At 34.1% G+C, this 18,680-nt stretch carries 22 protein-coding genes and 1 pseudogene; 8 read left to right on the top strand and 15 right to left on the bottom strand.

The annotated features are described in order from the left end of the window. Window positions 1-151: 151 nt before the first annotated feature. Entirely contained in the window at window positions 152-766 is a 615-nt protein-coding gene (locus ACIROD_RS10080) for a DUF3267 domain-containing protein (protein ID WP_402940310.1), read from the bottom strand. Window positions 767-1,687: 921 nt separating this feature from the next. On the opposite strand from ACIROD_RS10080, the gene ACIROD_RS10075 reads away from it, so the two are divergent. Then, window positions 1,688-1,891: an alpha/beta-type small acid-soluble spore protein gene (locus tag ACIROD_RS10075; protein WP_034315006.1), complete on the top strand. Its 204-nt coding sequence runs from the start codon at window positions 1,688-1,690 to the stop codon at window positions 1,889-1,891. Window positions 1,892-2,331: 440 nt separating this feature from the next. On the opposite strand, the gene ACIROD_RS10070 is transcribed toward ACIROD_RS10075, so the two are convergent. Beyond that, the gene (locus ACIROD_RS10070) at window positions 2,332-2,700 is read right to left on the bottom strand and encodes a DUF2750 domain-containing protein (RefSeq protein WP_402940307.1); all 369 of its coding nucleotides are present in this window, start codon (window positions 2,698-2,700) and stop codon (window positions 2,332-2,334) included. 859 nt (window positions 2,701-3,559) lie between these two features. On the opposite strand from ACIROD_RS10070, the gene ACIROD_RS10065 reads away from it, so the two are divergent. Continuing rightward, complete coding sequence (locus tag ACIROD_RS10065) at window positions 3,560-3,973, top strand: hypothetical protein (protein WP_101226135.1); 414 nt, start codon at window positions 3,560-3,562, stop codon at window positions 3,971-3,973. A 174-nt stretch (window positions 3,974-4,147) separates the two neighbouring features. Here the strand turns inward: ACIROD_RS10065 and ACIROD_RS10060 are convergent, their stop codons facing one another. The 3 genes from ACIROD_RS10060 to ACIROD_RS10050 form a co-directional block, all read right to left on the bottom strand. Next, the gene (locus ACIROD_RS10060) at window positions 4,148-4,348 is read right to left on the bottom strand and encodes a DUF6366 family protein (protein WP_101226136.1); all 201 of its coding nucleotides are present in this window, start codon (window positions 4,346-4,348) and stop codon (window positions 4,148-4,150) included. A 202-nt stretch (window positions 4,349-4,550) separates the two neighbouring features. Beyond that, window positions 4,551-4,679 carry a hypothetical protein gene (locus ACIROD_RS10055; RefSeq protein ID WP_402940302.1) on the bottom strand — a complete coding sequence of 43 codons (129 nt, stop codon included), beginning with the start codon at window positions 4,677-4,679 and terminating at the stop codon, window positions 4,551-4,553. 374 nt (window positions 4,680-5,053) lie between these two features. Then, window positions 5,054-5,917 (bottom strand): SDR family oxidoreductase, encoded by an 864-nt coding sequence (locus tag ACIROD_RS10050; protein WP_144528162.1) that lies wholly within the window; start codon window positions 5,915-5,917, stop codon window positions 5,054-5,056. A 226-nt stretch (window positions 5,918-6,143) separates the two neighbouring features. Between ACIROD_RS10050 and ACIROD_RS10045 the strand changes: the two genes are divergently transcribed. Then, window positions 6,144-6,584, top strand: a complete 441-nt coding sequence (locus ACIROD_RS10045; RefSeq protein WP_402940298.1) for an Rrf2 family transcriptional regulator — start codon at window positions 6,144-6,146, stop codon at window positions 6,582-6,584. Between the two features lie 136 nt (window positions 6,585-6,720). On the opposite strand, the gene ACIROD_RS10040 is transcribed toward ACIROD_RS10045, so the two are convergent. Both ACIROD_RS10040 and ACIROD_RS10035 read right to left on the bottom strand, forming a co-directional pair. Next, window positions 6,721-7,290 (bottom strand): serine hydrolase, encoded by a 570-nt coding sequence (locus ACIROD_RS10040; protein ID WP_402940296.1) that lies wholly within the window; start codon window positions 7,288-7,290, stop codon window positions 6,721-6,723. Between the two features lie 650 nt (window positions 7,291-7,940). Continuing rightward, complete coding sequence (locus tag ACIROD_RS10035; RefSeq protein WP_402940293.1) at window positions 7,941-8,831, bottom strand: LysR family transcriptional regulator; 891 nt, start codon at window positions 8,829-8,831, stop codon at window positions 7,941-7,943. A gap of 167 nt (window positions 8,832-8,998) precedes the next feature. Here ACIROD_RS10035 and ACIROD_RS10030 point away from each other — a divergent pair, with 167 nt between their 5' ends. Genes ACIROD_RS10030 through ACIROD_RS10020 form a run of 3 tightly spaced genes read left to right on the top strand, consistent with a single transcriptional unit; the run spans window position 8,999 to window position 11,756 of the window. After that, window positions 8,999-9,388 carry a tautomerase family protein gene (locus ACIROD_RS10030; RefSeq protein WP_034304408.1) on the top strand — a complete coding sequence of 130 codons (390 nt, stop codon included), beginning with the start codon at window positions 8,999-9,001 and terminating at the stop codon, window positions 9,386-9,388. 46 nt (window positions 9,389-9,434) lie between these two features. Continuing rightward, complete coding sequence (locus ACIROD_RS10025; RefSeq protein WP_098866194.1) at window positions 9,435-10,631, top strand: YbfB/YjiJ family MFS transporter; 1,197 nt, start codon at window positions 9,435-9,437, stop codon at window positions 10,629-10,631. 45 nt (window positions 10,632-10,676) lie between these two features. Next, window positions 10,677-11,756 (top strand): NAD(P)H-dependent flavin oxidoreductase, encoded by a 1,080-nt coding sequence (locus tag ACIROD_RS10020; protein ID WP_402940288.1) that lies wholly within the window; start codon window positions 10,677-10,679, stop codon window positions 11,754-11,756. Window positions 11,757-11,944: 188 nt separating this feature from the next. Here the strand turns inward: ACIROD_RS10020 and ACIROD_RS10015 are convergent, their stop codons facing one another. The 7 genes from ACIROD_RS10015 to ACIROD_RS09985 all read right to left on the bottom strand — a co-directional run bounded on the left by ACIROD_RS10015 (window position 11,945) and on the right by ACIROD_RS09985 (window position 16,478). Beyond that, window positions 11,945-12,220 carry a hypothetical protein gene (locus ACIROD_RS10015; protein ID WP_402940285.1) on the bottom strand — a complete coding sequence of 92 codons (276 nt, stop codon included), beginning with the start codon at window positions 12,218-12,220 and terminating at the stop codon, window positions 11,945-11,947. A 366-nt stretch (window positions 12,221-12,586) separates the two neighbouring features. Further along, window positions 12,587-12,943, bottom strand: coding sequence for a hypothetical protein (locus ACIROD_RS10010; RefSeq protein WP_402940282.1), 357 nt, complete (start codon window positions 12,941-12,943; stop codon window positions 12,587-12,589). 166 nt (window positions 12,944-13,109) lie between these two features. Continuing rightward, entirely contained in the window at window positions 13,110-13,247 is a 138-nt protein-coding gene (locus tag ACIROD_RS10005) for a hypothetical protein (RefSeq protein ID WP_157830938.1), read from the bottom strand. Window positions 13,248-13,420: 173 nt separating this feature from the next. Continuing rightward, window positions 13,421-13,915 (bottom strand): DinB family protein, encoded by a 495-nt coding sequence (locus ACIROD_RS10000; RefSeq protein WP_402940279.1) that lies wholly within the window; start codon window positions 13,913-13,915, stop codon window positions 13,421-13,423. Between the two features lie 411 nt (window positions 13,916-14,326). Then, complete coding sequence (locus ACIROD_RS09995) at window positions 14,327-14,833, bottom strand: hypothetical protein (protein ID WP_402940276.1); 507 nt, start codon at window positions 14,831-14,833, stop codon at window positions 14,327-14,329. Between the two features lie 485 nt (window positions 14,834-15,318). After that, window positions 15,319-15,669: a VOC family protein gene (locus tag ACIROD_RS09990; protein WP_402940273.1), complete on the bottom strand. Its 351-nt coding sequence runs from the start codon at window positions 15,667-15,669 to the stop codon at window positions 15,319-15,321. 311 nt (window positions 15,670-15,980) lie between these two features. Further along, window positions 15,981-16,478 (bottom strand): LURP-one-related/scramblase family protein, encoded by a 498-nt coding sequence (locus ACIROD_RS09985; protein ID WP_402940270.1) that lies wholly within the window; start codon window positions 16,476-16,478, stop codon window positions 15,981-15,983. Between the two features lie 428 nt (window positions 16,479-16,906). On the opposite strand from ACIROD_RS09985, the pseudogene ACIROD_RS09980 reads away from it, so the two are divergent. Further along, a pseudogene (locus tag ACIROD_RS09980) lies at window positions 16,907-17,014 on the top strand (D-Ala-D-Ala carboxypeptidase VanY); the annotation flags it as partial. 67 nt (window positions 17,015-17,081) lie between these two features. Beyond that, window positions 17,082-17,621 (top strand): VanZ family protein, encoded by a 540-nt coding sequence (locus tag ACIROD_RS09975; RefSeq protein WP_402940267.1) that lies wholly within the window; start codon window positions 17,082-17,084, stop codon window positions 17,619-17,621. 485 nt (window positions 17,622-18,106) lie between these two features. Here ACIROD_RS09975 and ACIROD_RS09970 read toward each other — a convergent pair whose 3' ends face one another. After that, window positions 18,107-18,544 carry a VOC family protein gene (locus ACIROD_RS09970; protein WP_402940264.1) on the bottom strand — a complete coding sequence of 146 codons (438 nt, stop codon included), beginning with the start codon at window positions 18,542-18,544 and terminating at the stop codon, window positions 18,107-18,109. Window positions 18,545-18,680: the final 136 nt, after the last annotated feature.

The raw sequence follows: 18,680 nt of genomic DNA, 5'->3' as shown, positions 1-18,680 counted from the left end.
ATGCTTTAAAAAATGGAAAAAAATAGAGTAACAAAAGCTCGGCTTTTTGACTAACCGAGCTTTTTGTATAAATCAATTAGTACTTATATTTTTCTGAATATTGCAAAAAATATTACTTAAATAATAAGGAAACTTTCTATTTACAGTTTTCTTATTTAAGTGATTTTTTCCAATAAGTATATGGTCCATTACTTTTCAGAATTGCATTATTCGGTACCTGTTTAATTATAAGTAGGAGATTAAGTATATCAACTGATGATGCCATTGAGTTTAGAATTATCAAAAATTTCAGTGGCGGTGTTAATAGTCCAAATACACCTAATATTAATGGGAAAATTATTGAAATAATCATGTAGGGAGCAATTGTAATGAAGATATACCTTGATTTTAAAATCTCTTCTTCCGTTATCACAAAACCCCCGAAAAGAGTAAGTCCTACATATGTTTTTTCTGATTTAATAAAATTAGGAATGAAAATCAAATGAAGTAATTCGTGAAGTATTAAAAGGAAGACTAGCAAAAAAATAATACCTAGGTTAATTGTTATTGATATTGAACTTGATGTCAGTCCAAAGTCGCTTAAAGAAATATTTGAAAAGATATTTATTATCCCAATAGAGATAATGGCAGCGACAATCATTAAAGGGATAGATAACAAAATAGCACTTATTAAATTCTTAGGTTCTTTCATCGGAACCCATCCATTTTTAATTAGGTCCAAATGTAAACGTTGGTTACTTTTTGGTAATTTGTTTACTATTTTCATTAAAATCCACCACTCATACCTTAATTCAAGAAAATTGCGTACCTACCTTACCCTAATAGTTTAATTAACAGCCTCCACATTCACTTCTACATTTTTTTTAGTTCGCGTTATGTAAATTTTCATTTTATAAATTCAACATACTCACCTAACACTACACTTTGAACTTTCCATCCTGCCTCATCGAATATACCCTTCATTTGCCCACCAGGTGCTTTTCAAATAGTTATAGAAAGCATCATACTTGCTCATATTTCACCTCCGTAATATAGCCTCTTTATCAAGCTACCTCTGATTACTGTATAACTTGATTATACAAAAATAGAAATGGGTAAACACCTTTTTACATTTCCTTTAAATAAAAATGATATGATAACAATGATTACCACTATAGGAGAATTCCATGAAAAAAGTTATCAACGTAGTAGCTGCCATTATTGAAAACGAGGAACATGAAATACTTTGTGCTTTACGCTCTCGCATAAAAGGTAAAAATAAAAAAAGGACCTTATCGAGGTCCCGAAGATTGATTTAAAAATTCTTTAATTTCATAAATATATATACCAGATTCTTTAGCTAAAAGAATTAAATTTATCGACTCAATATCTAAATCAATATTTGAGTCAACCTCATTAATTAAATTGATAATTTAATACCTCCTTAATAAACTTGATAATGATATATCTAATTATACATTTTTCCAACAAGGGTTTAAAGATAATTGAAAGATAATTGTCTGACAATTCACTACACGTTTCTACAAAAATCATCGTCTTACAAAGACACTACGCTTATTAAACTAACCTGCCCAGATAGTTCCATAAGAAAAAGTTGCCTTAATTTATTTTAAATTCTATGTATATAACTCTTAACAATATCAAAACCTATGACTAGCAACACATTATATTCATAGGAGCTGACAACATGGCTAGAAATAACAACAATAATCAATTAGTAGTTAATGGTGCAGAGCAAGCTCTAGAACAAATGAAATACGAAATCGCTAGTGAATTCGGTGTTACACTTGGCGCTGATACAACATCTCGTGCAAACGGATCTGTTGGTGGAGAAATTACAAAACGTTTAGTGCAAATGGCTGAACAACAATTAGGCGGAAGAACTCGTTAATCGAAATCATATGTATTGTTAGGGATAGTGATTAGACTATCCCTATTTATAATTCTCCAAATCAAAAAAGAAACAGAAACATCAGTTGCTGTTATTTTGCTATGTCGCAGTACGAGGAAGCTGTACTACACATATCCATACAGTCATATTGTGAAAGCAAACGTCATTCACTGTGCGTTTTCACTAAGCTACCTCTCTAGTTAAAAAAAAAGGCTGCTACAGCAACCTCCCTTATTGAAGTAAAGCACCCGTTAGTTAAATAACAAAATCAATTTCTACTAAAGAACTGGACCTACTAATGATAGGATTCTCTTTTACTAGTCTAATTGCGGTTTTATTTATTTTATAAATATTACAATTAAATAAATGACATAAAACTAGATGTAAGATCTTGTCTTACTTTAAATTTTCCAATTTAATGTGAGAGAGCTTCTTACTTGCTATAAATTGCGAATCATTTCCTTTATTTCATCACGTTTTTGAATGGTTGTATCGTTTTTATTTGGGAAAATCGCTGTGGCACCACCGTCATTTTCAATATCAACTAGTAAATCGAAAAAATTCAAAAGTGGTATGTTGAACGCTTCGTATGACTCATCTATATTGGCAGCCTCCATTTCAGCAAAACTTCGACTTGGCCAAACAGGTAGTAAAAATGGATAGTCTCCATCATCATCTTCTAATAGTAATAAGTCGCCATTTTCGTTGCGTAGTAACCACACCTGTTCATCCGTTGCAACCATACCATAAAAATATGCAAGTCGCTTTTCAGCAGGACGGTTTAAAATAAATCGTTTAATTAATTTCATATATCTTTATGATAATTGTTAGAAAATATACAAGTTTCTATATCTGTCTGTAATTTTCCTTCCTGAACTAAACTGCCCCGATGGGTGCATAAAAAAGGAGCTGCTGATCAACTCCTGATAAGTAAAGCAATCGTTACTTAAATTAGAAATTTAATTAGCTTTTCTTTGTCCTCTTAAAAAATAAATAACCTAAAACACCTAAAATTAATGCTATACCTCCGAAAACAACTACTTGAAATATAATATCCCCTATAAACATAACCCGTTTCTCCTTTTCTAAAAAACATTTTCCTAAATCTGTATACGAGATTTTTCCTAAGAAGGTTTCAACTGATGGTTTGATTCTAAAAGTCTTATTAAACTAAACTGCCCCTTTAGTTCCATAAAGGCTGTCTAAACAACAGCCTGACTATTACATCTTAAGTTAGTCTTCTTGTATATATTTATGGTCCAAAAAAAATCATAAATAGCATTAGAAATATGTTTAATACTAACAATATTTTACCAAAGAGATTTTTTATAGCTAAAACAGAAAATACAATAGAAATTATGAATGAAAAAATCGCCTTTGAAGCCAGGAGATAGCTGCGGAATCTCCGGCACTTTTCCAAAGAATATGAACTCATCAAGCACTTCTTCAATGATTAGCCGGACGGAAAACCGGATCTGCCAAGTAATTGCCGTCTAAGGGACAATACATAATGTCGCCGACTGCTTTGCCTTTATTAACTACAACATTTCACGGTAATTCCCCAAAATTATCTAAAACTCCAATTTATACCAATATAATCCTTTATAAGATACCATATCTTTTATGTTAATATACTAATGTATTAAAATAGAAAGGTAGGGAATACATATGAAAAAAAGCATCATTGCTTCACTTGCACTTGCTCTTGTTTTAAGTTTTTCAAGCTTTGGAGGTACTCAAAAAGCTGAAGCAGCAGATTGGGTAGACCAAGGAACTATTTGGACTACATATTATCATTCTGGTTCATTCACTAATTATGTTTACCAACGTACTATGCATACTACTGTATCAGATGAAATTTGGACTGCTGTAAGTGCAAAGAGCTCTGCATCTGGAACATTCACAGCAAGACTTCAAAAAAAGACTAATGGTGTCTGGAAGAATTACAAGACAAAATATCCTTCTAAAAATGGATATACAAACATGAAATGGACTGGTGTTACCAAAGGCGCTACATACCGTATTAAATTCGAAAATCCAGGTTCTTCAAAAATAACTTATACATTTAACGTAATGCAATAATATTAATAATAAGACCTACATCCCTAAAATTATCAAGACCTAAATTAATAAAAGATTTATAAATTAAAGGTCATAACATATTATATATGACTAATATGTTATGACCTTTGTTATCCAACTAACGGTTCATTAAGAAACAGGCTGCCGCAGCCCCCTTTGTTAAACTAGCATCCTTTACTTGAAGAAAAGTGATACAAAAATAAAGCCAATAATGATTACAAGAATGAGGATTCCTGTACCTTTCCATCCCCATCCCAAGCCACCTACTAAATCCGGAAGACCTCCGCCATGAAGGCCCCCAAGAGGATTTCTTTTTATTTCTTCTTGTCTAAGTCTTTCTCTTCTTCTCTCAGGTGTTTCTTTATCATCACTCATTTGAACATCCCCTGTAAATTAAACAATCATCCCTCTTGAATTTTACCACAAATAACCATTTTCCTTATTGAACTATCCTGCCCCGTTTGTTACATAAGAAAAGGAGCTGCTGACCAGCTCCTAGTAATGAAGTAATGCTCCCGTTTGATTCTAAAACTTATTGTAGAGTTGACACAACTGTGACGTTAGAGAATCCCTGAAATTACGTATTGTCTTTACTCTTAGTCACGAAACGAATAATGATAATGAATATAAATATCGTTACACCTAGCAAAAAAATCGGGAAGAACGCTGTATTGATGAAATGGCTATATATCCATATATCATCCATTAAACTCACCTCAGATTTTGTTAAAGTCCATATTTTTCAAAGAGAAAAGTACCAGCGACAATAAAGAGAAATACAAATAAGTAAATTGAAAAAACTATTATTAGGATAGGGAGTCGTTTTATATTTTTCATCATTTTAATAATATGGCTCTTACAATGGTTATTCAAGAAACAAACTAATAGCTGAAAGTATGAATACACTACGCTTATGGAACTAAACTGCCCCTTTAGCTCTATAAGAAAAAGGCTGCCTTAGCAACCTTCCCCATGAACATTTTACAAATTGAATACAAGTAATCTCTTATTGGCGTTGCATGATTCTTATATTTAAAACCGACCGACCTTTCTAATTTAAATTAAGTTCAATTATGCTGTTTAAGAGATACCTTTAATGATTTGAGTTAAGCCCTCACTAATTGGTGTAGCTGACCGTCCAAGAAGTTTTTCGAAATCATTGCTTTCTACTTCAAGGGTGCCTTCTCGGACGCCTTTTTGGATATCAATGAGCATAGGAATAAGGAAATCAGGTAAGCCAACACTTTTCATAATATCAGCATAAGTAGCATCATCAACCTGTTGAACAGGTACTTCTTTACCCAATACATTACCAACTGCAGATGCAAGTTCTTCCTGAGTCAATAACTTGCCAGAAAGCTCATAGATTGTATTTTCGTGTCCGTTACCAGATAGTACCGATGCCGCAGCTTCTGCATAATCTTGTTGTAGTGCCCATCCTACCTTGCCATTTCCTGCTGACGTCACCCAAGGAGCTCCTGCTTGAACACCTTGAATACTTGAAATTTCATTCTCCAAATACCAGTTGTTGCGTAAGAAGGAGTATGGAATGCCTGTTTTCAGAATGGATTCTTCTGTTGCCTGATGCGTTGGAGCAAGAAAATTTTTACTTTCCTTTGCATTGGCCAAGCTAGTATAAGCAATAAATTTAACTCCAGCACGCTCTGCCGCAACTACCGCATTTGAATGCTGACGTATCCTTGTTTCATTGTCTCCATCCGCAGAAATAATTAACAAGCGATCAATTCCTGCAAAAGCTGTATCCAATGTTTCTGGACGATCAAAATCTCCTTGACGTACGTCTACTCCGCGAGTTCTTAATTCTTCAGCTTTCTCTGGATTTCGCACACTTACAGCCAGTTGATTAGCTGGTACAGTTTTCAATAAGGTTTCTACAACTTTTGTTCCCAACTTTCCTGTTGCTCCTGTTACTAATATTTTCATTTGGTATTCCTCCAATAATTTTTTATATTCAAATTAACCATCCATTAACCTGTATCTACATCTAATACATGTATTTATAATAGATACATGTAGTTGTCTTGTCAACCAATTTATAAACCTTTTATATTTTCTTCAAATTTTAAGGTATAATACGTTGTAATCAAATTAAATAGATGATTAATCTGTGTAATAAACTTTACGATGAAGTAAAAGGTAGGTGAATGATATGTCCATCAGCAGCCGATTTACCGTTGGTGTTCATATATTAGCTCTTATTGAATTAAATAAAGAGGGAATAAGCTCATCGGAGTTCTTAGCGGGGAGCGTAAACACGAACCCAACCTTGATAAGAAAAATTATGGGTATGTTAAAAAAGGCAGGGTTAATTGAAGTACAACCTGGTATTGCAGGGGCAAAACTAGCCAAGGAACCTTCTTATATAACATTACTTAACATTTATAAGGCGGTCGATGTTGTGCAGGAAAAAGAATTGTTTAGTGTGCATGAAAATTCGCACCCTGATTGCCTTGTGGGCAGGAACATTCAAGATTCGATCACTCCTGTGTTGTCAGCAGCTCAATTTGCTATGGAAAAGGTACTGGGAAATGTAACCATTGAAGATATTGCTAAGGATATTGTTGAAAAAGAAAAACTTAAAATACAATAATAAATTAATAAAAGACATTCTTGAAAACAGAATGTCTTTTATTCGTAGTCCAAATCCCTTCTTTAACCTGCCCTGCACCGTTTGTTGCATAACAAAAGGAGCTACTGATTCGCTTGGTAATGTAGTAAAGGACCCGTTAGTTCATTAAGCAGGTCATTATCGTATTACCAAACTCTCGGACATCAGCTAAGTAATCAAATCCTTTAGGAGAACCAAAACTATTAAACGCACGCACTGCCATAAGATTATGTTGAGGTATAACCAAAAGAGTTACTCCTGTATAGCCTAAAATTTGAAAGCAGCCTTTAGATACAAGTTCACCAATTTCTGATTTTTTTGCAGGTAAATCTTTCACGAACCATAAGTAACCATTTTGGGGAAGTTCCAAATCTAATGAATTTGGGCTTTGAACGGTTGTAGCAATATCTATAATTTCATTTGGGACAATTTGTTTTCCATTTATATCTCCCTTTTTAAGATGGAAGTATCCCCATTTAGCCAACTCTCTTGATGATACATACATATTCATCTTATCACCGTTTGTACTCTTACTTATAGTCCAGTTTGGATCATTAGGCTTCCGTACTACAGCAACAAGTTTTTCATTTATTTCTCCATACCAGCCAGTCTCAGTAAAATTTAGAGGTTTAAATACGTTATTAGTAACTATCTCAGCAACCGATTTACCAGTTGTATTGATCTTCAACTAAAATGCCCGAAGTAGCATAAAGAAAGAGCTGCCCTAAAACAGCTCCAATTTTAAGCTACCGCACCCGTTAGTTGAAGAAGAGAGCTACAAAAAAAAATGTGAAACAAAAAAACCTCAATTAATTAGAGGTTTTTTTAGAACTATCTTGCATAACTTTATCAATAGCTGAGATAGTAGATTTTATATCTTCACAGGTTTCGATAATTCGTGTATCCAAATGTGTTAGTTCATAACAATTATTGTCATAGCATACAGACAATAACGGTATACTATTTTTGTTTTTGAAAGTTAATGTTATATCACAGTTATTATACTGTTTTAAGGTTTCTAACATTGTTTTAATGTGGTCTAAGGACATATCGTCTTAGTCTCCCTTCTATTACAGAGGGAATATGACTAAAAGCAGTCTGGAGGTGCCCCATATAATTCTAATTTTAATTAACTATAACATACTAATAATTAAAAGTATTGTTATTCGATGTAGCTACACAGTACGAACAACCTACGCTTGTAACTAACCTGCCCCTTTAGTTCCATAAGAAAAAGCCGCCTTAGAGACAGCTCCGATCTTCAGCTAACGCACCCGTTAGTTTAAGTACATTTCTTCACAATCTTTGTACATTGAAGAAAATATCTACCCACTTAAATTAAATTTTAATATCTAACAATTCCTCCTCAGCACTTAACATATTGATAAATTTAATTAAAGACGCAGGTACATACTTATCTTTTCGATAAATGAATACTGTTTTGACTTTTCCGTATAGATTTGGAATTGAGTTTTGTCGAATGATTCCGTCTTGTACATGCTTTGTAATCACACTTTGTGGAAGCATACTTATACCTAGACCAGCTGCTACACAACCGATAATTCCATCTATAGTGCCAAATTCCATTATCTTATTGGGTATCATCTTCTCTTGGTATAACCATTGTTCAAACTTTTCACGATATGCACATCCTGAATGAAATACAAGCAACGTCCTTGTTTGAATTTCTTTGATAGAAGAAGATATTGGGGAATGAACTGTATCTGTGATAAGCATTAGTTCCTCTTCGAATACTTCTTTCTGGATGAGATCAGGATGATTAATAGGGCCAGATACAAATGCTCCATCAAGTTCATTCTGAAGAACTGCTTGAATATTTTGTTCTGTAGAACCTGTTTTTAAAGTTAAATCAACCTCTGGAAAGTCTTTATGATACTTTGAAAATAAGACTGGTAAGCGAATTGCTGCGGTTGTTTCCATTGAACCAATAATTAACGGACCTCTAGGTGTTTGGTCATCATTCATCATACTTTTGGTTTCTTCTATAAGATCGAATATTTTTTCTGTATATGTTAGCAACATGATTCCTTTGTCAGTTAATGCAGTGCCACGATTATGTCTATAAAAAAGAGTTGTTTGAAGATCCGATTCCAACTGCTGTATTTTCATCGTAATATTTGACTGTGCATATTGAAGTTCCCTTGCTGCTTGAGAAATACTCCCCATCTTAGCAACACTCTGGAAAATTTTTAATGTATGCAAATCCAAAATGATCTCTCCTTAGTTAATATATCTTTTAGCCATCGTTAAAAGTGATACCAAATATCATTTTTATGTATTGTACCATATAGCAAAGAAAAGATATGCTTATAATATCCTACATTTAACTGGATACTCTAAAGACATCATTACTTTTTGAGGGGAGACACACCAAAATGCCATTATTACGTTTTGACTTAGTAGAAGGAAGAAACGAGGAAACTCTTAAAAAATTATTGGATTCAGCTCATCGTGCGATGGTGGAAGCTTTCCAAGTGCCTGAAAGTGATCGTTATCAAATAGTTCATCAGCACCCACCGCATGAGCTAATAATCGAGGATACTGGACTGGGGTTTAAAAGGAGCAGAGACTTAGTAATTATTAGTATTGTTAGTAAAAAAAGAACTGAAAAACAGAAAGAAACATTATACACACTCCTTGCACTTAAACTTGAATCAGAATGTGGGATTTCTCCACAAGACTTGATGGTTTCTATAACAGAAAACAGCGATGCTGATTGGAGTTTTGGGCAAGGAGAAGCACAGTTTCTAACAGGTTCATTATAACTAAATAAGATATGGTTATAATATACAATTTTATTGAGGTGCATCTATGAAGAAGCAAACTTATCTTTTTTTAATAGGGGGAATATTTTCTTTAATCATTGCAATGGGGATTGGAAGATTTGCATATACTCCCATTCTTCCACTTATGCAAAAAGACCTTTCTTTATCAAATACAACAGCTGGTTATATAGCATCTAGTAATTACGCAGGATATTTACTTGGAGCAATTTTAGCTGGTGCCATTCCGTTTAAGAAGTATAGAACCAATTTATTAAGAGTAAGTCTTATCATCAGTATCTTAACCACTGCCCTAATGGGTCTCACATACTCTAATTTACTATGGAATGTACTTCGCTTTCTATCAGGGTTTGCCAGTGCGTTTGTTTTGGTCTTAGCCTCTGGTATCGTGTTAGATAAACTTGCGGCTATAAGAAAAACCAGTTGGTCGGGGTTGTTTTATGGGGGAGTAGGCTTGGGAATCTTTTTATCCAGTCTAATGATTCCGAGTTTAAACCATTTATTTCGGTGGGAAGGAACATGGATAGGACTAGCTGTTGTGGGTGGAATCCTTGCTATCTTTGTATGGATCTGGCTCGATGAAACCCCCAACGTTGTTAAGAAGAAAAATAAACAAGATATTATTGTAAAAGTGCCCCCCACTAAATGGCTTATATGGTTGATTATTGCGTATGGTTTAGAAGGATTGGGTTACATTGTTACAGGAACGTTTATCGTATCTATCGCTGAAAAGACCTCATACTTTCATAATGGTGCCACCTTAGTTTGGATGATGGTGGGATTGGCTGCGATTCCATCCTGTCTCATTTGGTCTTTACTAGCTAAAAAGTGGGGATACATTAAATCTTTAGTGCTTGCAATGGCTCTGCAATCCTTGGGTATTGCGATGCCAGTCTTTTGGATGTCAAAAACTAGTTTTGTCATAAGTGCTTTATTATTTGGAGCCACTTTTATGGGTATCACCACCCTTGCTACAACAGTGGGACGAGAAATGAATCCATCTGATAGCAGTCGGACTATTGGTATTCTTTCTGCTATTTATGCTTTAGGACAGTTGATAGGACCAACTCTTGCTGGAGTCTTATCATCATTCACACATGATTTTAATGCTGCTTTTATTGGCGCAGCATGTGTTGTCTTCTTTGGGGCAATTTTGCTTTTAAGTGGGATTCATTTCGAGAACAACCCTAACATAAGAAATTCAACCGTCCAATACAAAAAATAGAAGAGAATTAATTGGGGTTAAAATACAAAATCGGGGGATTAATTGATGTTAAATAATGAAATGATGAAGCATTTGAAGATTAAGAATCCTATTATACAAGCTCCTATGGCTGGCGGGATCACCACTTCGAATTTAGTAGCCGAGGTATCTAATAATGGGGGCCTTGGAATGATTGGAGCAGGCTATCAGACACCCATACAATCAAGAGAGCAGATTAGAGAAATTAAGCAGTTAACATCAAACCCTTTTGGCATCAATCTTTTCGTGCCAAACGAGTTTAACGTAACGCCTGAAGCAGTCCATTCAGCTAACCAGCTATTACACACTATCCGTAAGCAATTAAACTTAGAACAAACAGACAGCTTTGATATTCCTGAATATAACAAAATTTTTGAAAGCTTTATTGAACAAGTTAACGTTGTCATTGAAGAAAATATATCTATTTGTTCCTTTACATTTGGTATTCCTCCTAAGGAAGTGATAGATAAATTAAAACAGCACAACATTACTCTTATAGGGACAGCTACAACTGTGAGGGAAGCCGTTGAAAATGAAAAAGCAGGAATGGATATGGTTGTTATACAGGGCAGTGAAGCTGGTGGGCACCGCGGGAACTTTATTGATGGTCATCAGGAGAGCTTAGTTGGTTTAATGTCACTTATACCACAGGTTGTTGACAATGTAAGCATACCTGTTATTGCTGCTGGAGGAATTATGGATGGAAGAGGATTAATGGCTTCACTCTGCTTAGGAGCACAAGGTATACAAATGGGTACAGCTTTCTTGACTTGTATCGAAAGTGGAGCACATAAGGTTCATAAAGAAGCCATTTTGAATGCTGATGAAGACCAGACAACCTTTACTCGTGCCTTTTCTGGTAAGTGGGCAAGAGGTATTAAAAACAAATTTATTGAAGATATGCTAGAGCATGAATTGGCTGTACCCGATTTTCCTGTTCAAAACCTATTAACTCAAGTAATTAGAAAAACGTGTAGTGGACAAAATAATCAGGATTTCATGTCACTCTGGTCTGGACAGAGTCCAAGATTAGCAAAAAGTGAAACCGTTGAAATATTAATTAAAAATACTCTTGCAGAAGCTAAAAGTATAAACTTAGATATATAAAGGTCATAATAGCTCATTGCTTTTATTTAGATTTCTTTTTTAAATAAATTTCTAAAGATATTAGTAAGGTCAATCAGATATTTCTGGTTGACCATTTATTTATGGTTTTACTATAACAGTAGACAGGGTAGTACAATAACGCATTTTGTGTTTGTAAACTAACCTGCCCCTTTAGTTCAGTAAGTCCGTCATACAGAGTAGGAAAAGATTTTTTCAAGGGGAATATTGTATGGAAAATGCGCTCTTAACGATGATGATCGCCCAGGTGTGTGCTCTGGAAGTTGTGCAAAGACCGTATTTTTTTTCTTGTTAAAAGTGGCAGTTTCTACTGTTGCAGTCAGTTCGACTGTTTCAGGCTCCACCTCTTCAGTAGTTGCTTCCGTCCCTATATCCGTAAACATGACGGCTATGATAAATAGGATATATCTGCCATTCTCTCTTTTCCCCCTAGATGCTCTATCCAAAACAACTCATTTTACCATCACAGGAAGAGGTTAGAAAGTGATTAACACAAAATGCAAATATGGAAAATTAGGGGTGACGCGGTAGAGTTAAGCCGAATTAATCAATGAGTGTTTACGAAGCTTATTTAAGTCGAAGAACTTACTATAAGCTGGTGTTTTAAGGCCCTAGTAAGCCGTATAACAAGTGTTAGCGTTTTACTCAATATAAAAAAGTTCACAAAACTATTCAAAACGGTCTGTATGACCAAAATACTTGAAAATTTTTGTGTTCCTTAATGAACTAACGCACCTGTTAGTTGAAGTACATTTGTTCACAAACTTAAATGCTTTTGATATTTAATCGTATCGAAAAAGAATCTAAGAAAGTTATGAGTTGCTCTTTATCCGGGTTACTGCTATTGCTGTTCCACAAACAAGCCCTAAACCCAACAAGCCATACTGGCAGTAACTTTTTTTAAGCTCACCTTTTCTAATATCTTCTCTTTCGGCTTTATCTTCTGCTGTATCATACATATGAATTACTGTTTCTGTTCTTTGTTTCATTCCATCTCTAATGGTTTTTGAGAAGTCTTTTCCTAAATCAGTTACGGATTTTACAGGTTCCTTAAATGCTTCTGTGGATTTGTCAGTAATATCATTTGCTGTATCTAATGCCTTTTTCCTAAATCCCTCTTTTTTCTCCTTTTTATCATCTAATGAAAACACATTTTCACTATTGCCCACATTTTCATCCCCTTTCTATTATTCGTAAGTATATTTATACTACGTTCGCTTTTGATAGAAGGTTTCAAATTCTTGTTGCTTGCTCGCTAACTATTGTCGAAACTCCTTCTTTCACTAACCTGCTCCGTTAGTGCCTTAAGAAAAGGCCTATCAGGAAAGAAAGGAATTAGCCATTTCCTGATAACATAACTAAGTCATACAAGTAATTAACAACTTTACCCATTCTCCAGGCTATTATTGCTGAACTAATTGCAATTACAGCTAAACTCACAACTTTTATTAACTCTAATTTGCCTTTATCCACCTATATCTCTCCTCAACCTGTACTATTTATGAGTATATATTCTTCAACGATAATAAATAATCCTTGTGCAACTATCCTGCCCCGTTAGTGCCATAAGAAAAAGGCTGCCTCAGCAACCTTCCTTATTGAAGTAAGCACCCGATAGTTCAAGTAGGCACTAGTGCAACTTTTATTTATTTATCTACTCCTGCATCTATTTTCCAGCTATTTTGTAACTTCCGGATATAAATGATCTGACCAATGTGATATGCGTTATGAGTTGACACATTTCCGAGTATTGCCCACCATTTCACGTGTCCAGGATAACCATTAACTTCTCTCTCAACTTTTTCTTCAGATAATAACTCTTGCCAACGTAAAAGCACCTCTAATAGTTGTTTTTTTAAGTCAGCAAAAGTATGATTTTCAGGAATAATAAAGCTGTTATTATTATTTCCTATTGAAGGCACAGCATCAACGTGAGATTTTTGGTACCTTGTTTGCCATGTTTGATTCCAATATAGTAGATGCTGCACAATTTCAGCAATACTATTACTTTCTTCGTTTGGCTTCCAAAATGCATGTTCCTCAGACAATCTTTCTATTGAATCTGAAAATGGTAGGTACCAACTTGGGTCATTAGCATTTGCCAAAAACTGATCCGATAAAACATCTTTTGCATGAACCATAACAAACACTCCTAATTTTTATATACTGTTTTTTCTAAATCTTTAAACAATATCATCTTATTATATTCTACATAGTATATTGATTGTCCTGTTCTTATTAAGCTAACCTGTCCCGATAGTTGAACAAGTAAAAATCCACACTAGAGACAATTAATGTTTTTATAACACAATGTTACAATAACACAAATGTATAGTGTAAATTTTGAGTACACTCATAGTAGACAATTAAGAATGCTAGTTTCAGTGGATTTTGTTTGTAAAAATTAAGTTGTATAATTCCCTTGATCCATTTTTAAATTTCAGATGTACTTTATCTTTTGGACATAAAAACACCCCTTTAGAGGATATTATCCAAAGGGGTAAAACGGTGTAACTTTATTATAAACATCGTGACCTTATTTCAAAGCCACATCATTTTCCCTTTAATTCAACTAAATAGTGTCTTACGGCACTTTCAACTAGTTCATAAACCGTCCTATCATGAATGATTGCTTGTATTTTTAGTTCCTTCATAAGTTCAACATCCATATCGAATGAAGAACGTTTTCTTATAACGTTGGTTCGTTCTATGGTTGGTGCTGATTGTTCGTTCGCTTGTTTGACCTGTTCTTTACCACGTTTTATGCAAACGTTAGAACGTTGGTTGGTATCGTTAATAGGTTCTTTATTTACATTAGTTGTAACGTTGGCCTTTGCTTTTCCTGCTGTTGCAAAGTCATAAATAAGCTGCTCTTGTACCGTTTCCTCGTCACCTTCACCAACGAAATACCAGCCTTTTTCGCCTGAATTTCTATACTCATAACCAGCTTTTTTCAATGCTTTTCTTAGTAATTTTTCTGAAAGATGAACATCAGCCTTTTTGGCAATATTCGCTGGTGTATCAGTTTTAATTAACTCCAAGATTTCCCCGATTTTCATTTAGTGCGCTCACGGGAAAACCAATACTTTGTTTTGATATTTCGATAAGTCCCAATGTCTTTGATCAGATCGGCAATAAGATCATAACCGCAATATGTGTGCCTCATCGTGCTAAATTCATCTAATGTGACATAATCATCACTCTTTAATTCAACGTGACACTCTCCACAACAAATGGCCATATCAACACCTCCAAAAAGTATATTGATATATTCGTCGAAACTTGGTGGCTATCCTTCTTTCGTACAAAAAAACAGGTCTATTGACGGTCCTTTAATGTTTGTTAGAATAGCTGCCTGTGAAGCTTTGAAAATAAGTTTGATAAAAAAATACCTAACAAGCCCTTATTCTTTTCTTGTGATTAGTATACAGTTTTTATAATATAGTTTTATTATTTTTGATTATCCTTAATGAACTAATGCACCCGCTAGTTCAACAAGAAAAATGACCGCAACAGCGATTTATCTTTAGTCCCATTCAAAAGATTAACACTTGCATACCATTAAATGATTCCCATCAGGGTCTTTGAAATTAAACCAATGATTATGCATAATTTCTGTTGATAATTCCACTTTTCTTTCCTTAATATATTCATATGCTTCGTCTATATTATTACTGTTAAAATGAAAAACTGGAGTTTTAAAAATATTTCCCTCTGAATAAATCTTGCTATCTAAAACAATCCCTATTCCATTCATAGGTACAATATATAAGTGACCGTATAATATCTCACCAGCTGCTGCTAACCCCAATAAGTCACAATACCATTTTCGAGCACTTTCAATATTACTTACGGGAATAAAAATTGTTCCGATTTGATTTAATATGGGGTTCATATTTCTCACTCCTAAACCGAATTTGTTAAATAAATTCATTCGCTTTAAATTTTATATTCCCTTCTTTATTCAACTAACCTGCCCCAATAGTTCCATAAAGAAAAAGCTGCCTTAAAGACAGCTCCGATCTTCAGCCTGTTAGTTCTATAAGAAAAGCGAACCTTATTCAAGAATCGCGCTCGATTACTGAATAACGAATATAAAACCTTGGTACCAAATGGCCTTGTCATTTATTTATGATACGTTTCACCGCACCTATTCAAGCAGTGATTTTTTAAAAACTGTCAGCATTTTTATTTTACACTTCTACTTTAAATCGACGCTGCTGAGGAAGCAGCTGCTTGATCAGCCTTCACACAATCAATAGCAACAACGAGTGCGATAATAATGGTTTCCATCTCTTCATCTATTATTTGAACCTTGTAGCTATCGCCCCAAGTGAACCACTCCTTGCCCACTTTGCCTACGATTTTACCATTCTGTAAAATTTGAAAATCCATATCCCACCAATTACCATGTACTTCAATGCCTGCCGCATCAATTGTATAACGTGCTTTAAAGAAGGAAAATTCCTTCTTTATTGTTAATACCTCTCGACCATTCACCTCAACCAAAAACTTTGGTAAAAAGCTGAACACCTTTTTCGTAATGAGAGATACTTCATCCCTTGCTGTATTCATAATGGAGAAAGTCTTTGGAACTTGCATAAAACTTCCCTCCACGTAATATATATCCTTCTCCTGCTGATCCTTTACTGTAAATTTCCCGCTAAGACTGAATACCTTCTGCTTTATATAAAGCTGCCTCATACTTATGCCTCCCAACCTTAAGTCTTTTACATTACTTACGTTTGAAATGGGCATTGGTTCCAATCGTATGCATTAAATTCCAAATAATAACTCCACTCAATAGCGCCTTCTTTTCGGTTCACTTTTGTAAAGTCAGCAATTCTTCCTTCGCAATCTGGCATAATTTTTTAATCAAAACTCATTTAGAAATCTTTGATTGAAAAGATAAAGTATCATTACTTTATCAAAAATTTGCATCTTTCTTAAAAACATCGCAATTTCATTTTAAAGACACAATTACCAATGGCGGATTCCTAAGAAGATTAATAATAAAATCCAAGTATAAATTTAAGAAAAATTTTATATTTACCCCACTTTTTATTTTAAAAGTTTTTCCTATCCTATAAACAAATTACATCAAGGAGGAGACTAAAAAGAGCAGAAATCAAAACATAAATCTATTTACACACAAAGAATTAACAATCGGATACCAATTACTTAATAGTGAAATAAAATTATCAGAAAAAATAGCTGAAAAATTTCCGGAGATGATAGCATAGTGTAAAGTAAGTAGGATAAGCTTAGATTATAAATTTGAAAAAGAATTAGGAATTGAGGATTTATATGGAAGAATCAAAAAAAAATCAAAAAAAAATAACTGCTGGCTTGTTGGCCGTATATTTATTTGCATTAACCTGGATTATAGTCTTTAAAATGCAATTTTCATTTCAAGGCTTGCCGGATTTTAGGGAAATCAACTTAATCCCTTTTGCTGGGTCAGCTAATGTTAATAATCAAATAGATTTTAATGAAATAATCTATAATGTACTTGCATTTATCCCATTTGGAATTTATATCAGTATGCTAAAACCAAATTGGTCTTTCTTGAATAAGATTGCAGTAATAGCAGGAGTTAGTTTGTTATTTGAAGTATTGCAATTCAGCTTTGCTATAGGAGCTAGCGATATAACTGACTTTATGGGAAATACATTAGGTGGAATTATTGGAGTTGGAGTTTATATTGTATTTTGTAAGCTGTTTAGTACAAAAGCAAATAAAATCCTTAATGTTTTAGCTTTGATCGGAACGATATGCATTGTTGCATTATTGCTGTTATTAATATATCTCAGGATTAGTGGTGTTATTATTTATAAAGTTTCCTAAGTAATTGGAAGAATTGCTGTTCATGAAAATTAACAGAGGGTATACCATCAATGACTCTGATACAGCAGGTTCTTTATTTATAAAACAAGAATGACAAATATCACAAGCCACCATTTTGAAGGTGGCTTTTTTTATATCCAGTAAACAAAGTAATTTAAATCCCATACAGTTAAAGGGTTTGGCACCTGTTCGTTTTTTATCATTCATGCATGATTTTATACATTTTTTCACATCAACGTTTTTGGCTTCTGAAAAAGCCTGGTTACTGCATAAAAATGTGGAGTTTATCTAACCTCTTATTCAATATAATTGCCCGATTGCGGAACAACTCTATTGTCACTCAACAATTACCTATCCACTTTTAATTCAGATGTACTTTTCCTTTCACTATAAAAATAATCCTTTTGATAACATCTAAAGGGGCAAAGCATCGTGACTTTATTCTAAATCCACAATTGACCCAACAACTATTAATTACCCTTAATTCATTTGATTTGCTCCGCCAACTCTAAAATAATTCCCTCTGGTCCACGACAGTAGCATAACTTATAACTATCTTCATATTGTTGTATCTCACTAAAGATTTCCGTACCTTTCTTTTTCAATTTGGCAACAAGTGCTTCAATATCTTCAACAGCAAATGCAATATGCCGGATACCCAGGGTATTTGCAAAAGGTTGCTGAATATCTTTTTCATCTGACGGCGTATGAAATTTAATTAGCTCTATCCATGCCTGACCGTCTGGCTTCCCCAATCCTACACATGCTACTTTAACGTCATTAAGCCCACTCATCTTATCCATCAATTCTCCTTCCATCTCCCATTCCCCTTGCACTTCAAGTCCAAAATCGAGAAAAAACTCTTTAGCAGCAGAGAGATCATTTACGATTACACCTACATGATCTATTCTGTGGATTTTCATATTTCATACCTCCTATGTTCCTGTTATTTTGCAATATCCTGTATTCTTAAATCTTAATTCTCTAACAACAGAAAATATCCTTCTTTAACAAACTGTCCCAATTGTTGAAGAAAGGTCAAAGAGCACTCTTCAACTA

Source organism: Peribacillus sp. NPDC101481, from assembly GCF_044767165.1.
GTDB lineage: Bacteria > Bacillota > Bacilli > Bacillales > DSM-1321 > Peribacillus.
This window is presented reverse-complemented; position numbering and strand designations above follow the sequence as displayed.